Origin of the sequence: Mesotoga sp. (assembly GCF_035363035.1) — a bacterium.
Classification (GTDB): domain Bacteria; phylum Thermotogota; class Thermotogae; order Petrotogales; family Kosmotogaceae; genus Mesotoga.
In genome coordinates, this window is record NZ_DAOSEH010000168.1 from 1 (window position 1) to 2196 (window position 2196).

Here is a 2196-nt window from a genome sequence, read left to right on the forward strand (position 1 = left end):
GACGACGGAATCGAATTCCGTCACGCGCCCGGACACACGGTTTGCTCTTCGGTTTGCCTGGACTGGCAGGAATCGGTGCTCTTCGCCGGCGATCTGCTTGAAGAACCGGTGCCGGTTACGCTGTGGGGCGATCTGGTGACCTTCACGGAGACTCTCAAATCTCTGAGGGACCTGAACTTCTCGACCGTGATTTCGGCGCATTCGGGAGTGGTGGGTCCGGAGCTGTGCGATAGGAACATAGAGTACATCAAAGACCTGTTGCTGAGGAAAGAGGTCGCCTTTCCGGCCGGCGCCGACGAAGGCGCGCACCCCTTCAACGTCAAATACCTGCAATACCTCAAATACGAAGAACTGGCCAGGGCGAAAGAAGGGAAGAGCTTCGACTTATCGAAATTCAAAAGAGAGTTCTGGGCGCTCGCAGGGTACGGTCAGGATCGGATGGCGGAGGAATCGAAGATAATCAAGGAGACCCCGCCGGAAAGATACGAAGAGGCCTGGGAGAGATACCTGCGCAGATAGTAACTTTCAGACCATACATAGTGGCACGTTTATTTCAATCTCGCTTTCATGGGGTATCGACGACTACGGATACGGCCTGATGAGCTTCAAGACGATTCCTATCCTTCAACCGGCCAGGTACAATTGCCGGGAAGTATGAGATCTATAGAGGTTCTACTCCGCAGCAGTAAAGGGCCGAACGCTTTCTGCTTCTCTTCACAGAAGATTTTTTCTGATAGTTCGCACAGGCGACTGATTTCTCCTTTTTTTTGTATAATAAGTTGTCAAATCAACTTGTACGCGCTCCATACTCTTTACTTAGCCGAATCTTTCACCTTGAAGCTGATTTGCGAATCAGGATAATTGGGGGCGAGTTGGGATGAGAAAAGTGGTGCTTGTATCACTTGTTGTTCTGGTTGTTCTGCTTACAGGCTGTATCAAGATCTTCCGTGCGAACGAGATCAAGGGAACGGTATTCACGGACGAGTACATCGAAAACGCCGTGGTAAAAGTCCTCGACGTGGAGGGGAACCCCGTCGTCGAGGGCGAGTTTCTCACCGACGAATACGGGAGGTTCTCAATTCCAGTTCCTGAAGGCCTGCAGTTTCCCGTAGTGGTTCTTGCCACCTTCGATACCGGAGAGGAACCTGAAGATACCGACGCTCTGGCTTCGATCGTCGAAGAATCGTTCTACACCGAGCAAATTCTGGTAAACCCTGTATCGTCTGTCTTCGCGGCGTATATGTTCAGAATGGAGATCAGCTACAAAGATGCTGTCGACCAGGTAAGGGATGCCTTCAGCGTTCCTCCCGATATCAATATTCTGAGCCGGCTTTATCCGAAATTCGAAACTACCTATTTCTCCATGGAGAGACTGGCGAGTTTCGTGGAGGATTATTTTGGGGGAGTGTACAGGGATTTCGTCGAAACCATCGTTGAAGCGATTGTCGGAGGGGCGAGGTACAACTTCGGCGTGGCGGCGACGCTGGATTTCGATATATCCGGTCTGGCCAAGGATCTCTTGAAAGGCATAACTACGGGCATAATCTCGAAAGGGGCTATCAGCGGCATATCGTGGGTTTTAAAGAGCCTGTTCGGGCTGGGCGACCAAACCACCGAGTTGATAAACGAGATTCTCAGCCAGATACAGGAAGTAAACGCCAGGCTCGACACCATGTCTGAAAAGCTCGACACTATCGACACAGAGATCCAGAGCATCCTGACGAAGCTCGATCAGCAATACTACGATTCCTACATCAGAATGGTCGATCAGAACTACTTCACTCCAATCGAGATCTGCACAGGGAAATACTTGTACATCACGACTCTGCCTGCGACCGATTCGACCGATTTGAGTATAGAATCGCTCATGCAGGATATCTGGAACAGCAAACTGGATCAGGTTATGTTGAATATCAAGAAGGTCATCGTCGGAGGAACCGCCGAAACCAGTTATTTGTCCCTCTTCGAGATTTACATGACCAATGCCATGAACTCCTTGAGAACGATGGGATTGATAGATGAGCCCACCGGGGATCTCGGCTTTTACAAAAGATGCTCTCCCGACTCCCCGGCGTTCATAGAGTACATTCAGGCTTATGTCGCCCTTTTCAAGGCGTTGACAACCCGACAGCTGCTCGCTCTGAACTTGCTTGTGGAATACGAGCACAAACAGGGAACCAGCCTCGCCCCGCTTCA

Annotated in this window: 1 protein-coding gene and 1 pseudogene; both read left to right on the forward strand. The window is 50.7% G+C overall.

The genetic code is table 11. From position 1 onward, the window contains the following. The coding region (locus tag PKX57_RS12105) for an MBL fold metallo-hydrolase (protein WP_472417573.1) at positions 1 to 519 on the forward strand (519 nt) is incomplete at its 5' end. Positions 520 to 877: 358 nt separating this feature from the next. Continuing rightward, positions 878 to 2196, forward strand: a pseudogene (locus PKX57_RS12110) (hypothetical protein); the annotation flags it as partial.